Annotated in this window: 1 rRNA gene (cut by a window edge); it reads right to left on the bottom strand. The window is 57.8% G+C overall.

The features are described from left to right. Window positions 1-44 precede the first annotated feature (44 nt). Window positions 45-2,500 (bottom strand): 23S ribosomal RNA (locus ACERMF_RS17670); it runs 602 nt beyond the window's last position.

Here is a 2,500-nt window from a genome sequence, read left to right on the forward strand (position 1 = left end):
GTGTTGGTGGTCTCGTGTGTGAAGTGGATAGCGAGCGCGAGCGGTACGGCAAGTCCTCGGGCTATTAGTACCGGTCAGCTGCACCAGTTACCTGGCTTGTACTTCCGGCCTATCGACCCAGTCGTCTACTGGGGCCCTTACCCCCTTGTAGGGGTGGGTGATCTCATCTCCAGGTGGGCTTCGCGCTTAGATGCCTTCAGCGCTTATCCTCACCGCACGTCGCTAACCGGCCATGCTCCTGGCGGAACAACCGGCACACGAGAGGTGCGTCCACCCCGGTCCTCTCGTACTAGGGGCAGCTCCTGTCAAATCACCTGCGCGCGCAGCGGATAGGGACCGAACTGTCTCACGACGTTCTGAACCCAGCTCGCGTACCGCTTTAACGGGCGAACAGCCCGACCCTTGGGACCTGCTCCAGCCCCAGGATGCGATGAGCCGACATCGAGGTGCCAAACCCTGCCGTCGATATGGACTCTTGGGCAGGATCAGCCTGTTATCCCCGGGGTACCTTTTATCCGTTGAGCGACGGCGATTCCACACTCCACCGTCGGATCACTAAGCCCTACTTTCGTACCTGCTTGACATGTCTGTCTCGCAGTCAAGCTCCCTTGTGCCTTTACACTCAACGACCGATTGCCGACCGGTCTGAGGGAACCTTTGGGCGCCTCCGTTACCTTTTGGGAGGCAACCGCCCCAGTTAAACTGCCCGCCAGGCACTGTCCCTGGTCCGGATCACGGACCGAGGTTAGGAACTCAGCACGTCAAGGGTGGTATTCCAAGGTTGGCTCCGCCGACACTGGCGTGCCGGTTTCACAGCCTCCCACCTATCCTGCACGTGACGTACCAAGCTCCAATACCAAGCTACAGTAAAGGTCCCGGGGTCTTTCCGTCCTGCTGCGCGTAGCGAGCATCTTTACTCGCAATGCAATTTCGCCGAGTCTCTGGTTGAGACAGTGCCCAAGTCGTTACGCCATTCGTGCAGGTCGGAACTTACCCGACAAGGAATTTCGCTACCTTAGGACCGTTATAGTTACGGCCGCCGTTTACTGGCGCTTGGCTTCGAAGCTTCGACTTGCGTCTGACCTCTCCGCTTAACGTTCCAGCACCGGGCAGGCGTCAGAGCGTATACATCCACTTACGTGTTCGCACGCTCCTGTGTTTTTGGTAAACAGTCGCTTGGGCCTGGTCACTGCGGCCTTGAACAGCTGTCCCACGCAAGGTGGGTCACCGTCCAAGGCGCCCCTTATCCCGAAGTTACGGGGCCAATTTGCCGAGTTCCTTAACCAGAGTTCACTCGATCGCCTCGGTATTCTCTACCTGACCACCTGTGTCGGTTTGGGGTACGGGCACCCTCACAACTCCCTAGACGCTTTTCTTGGGAGCATGGCGTCAATGGCTTCCACTATGTGTCGACATCACGTCTCGGCCTTGATGTGGTCCGGATTTCCCTGGCCCACGGCCTACACGCTTGTCCCGGGACAACCAACGCCCGGGTCCATCTAGCCTTCTCCGTCACGCCATCGGTGACCTACTGGCCGCAGGGTCCGACATCCGTAGATGCCGTTAGCATACGACGGTCGGTATAGACGCGGTGAAGGTGGTACCGGAATATCAACCGGTTGTCCATCGGCTACGCCTTTCGGCCTCGCCTTAGGTCCCGACTTACCCTGGGCGGATGAACCTTCCCCAGGAACCCTTGGTCAATCGGCGGGGGAGTTCCTCCCTCCCCTTTCGCTACTCATGCCTACATTCTCACTCGACACGCATCCACCACTGGGTTACCCCGCAGCTTCACTCGCGTGTCGACGCTCCCCTACCACCCCAACCTGCTTTCGCATATATGGTTGAGATCCGCAGCTTCGGTGCATGGCTTAGCCCCGTTACATTATCGGCGCAAGAACACTTGACCAGTGAGCTATTACGCACTCTTTCAAGGGTGGCTGCTTCTAAGCCAACCTCCTGGTTGTCTCTGCGTTCTCACATCCTTTGCCACTTAGCCATAACTTAGGGACCTTAGCTGGCGGTCTGGGTTGTTTCCCTCTCGACTACGGAGCTTATCCCCCGCAGTCTCACTGCCGTGCTCTCACTTGCCGGTATTCGGAGTTTGCCTGAGTTCGGTAAGCTTTTAGGCCCCCTAGCCCAAACAGTGCTCTACCCCCGGCAAGAAACACACGACGCTGCACCTAGATGCATTTCGGGGAGAACCAGCTATCACCAAGTTTGATTGGCCTTTCACCCCTATCCACAGGTCATCCGAGCAGTTTTCAACCTACAACGGTTCGGGCCTCCACGAGGTCTTACCCTCGCTTCACCCTGCCCATGGATAGATCACTTGGTTTCGGGTCTAGCGCCGCCGACTAAAATCGCCCTATTCAGACTCGCTTTCGCTTCGGCTTCCCCACACGGGTTAACCTTGCCAGCGACGGCTAACTCGTAGGCTCATTCTTCAAAAGGCACGCCGTCACACCCACAAGGGGCGCTCCGACGGTTTGTAAGCACA

It is taken from the genome of Egicoccus sp. AB-alg6-2 (assembly GCF_041821025.1).
Classification (GTDB): Bacteria; Actinomycetota; Nitriliruptoria; order Nitriliruptorales; family Nitriliruptoraceae; genus Egicoccus.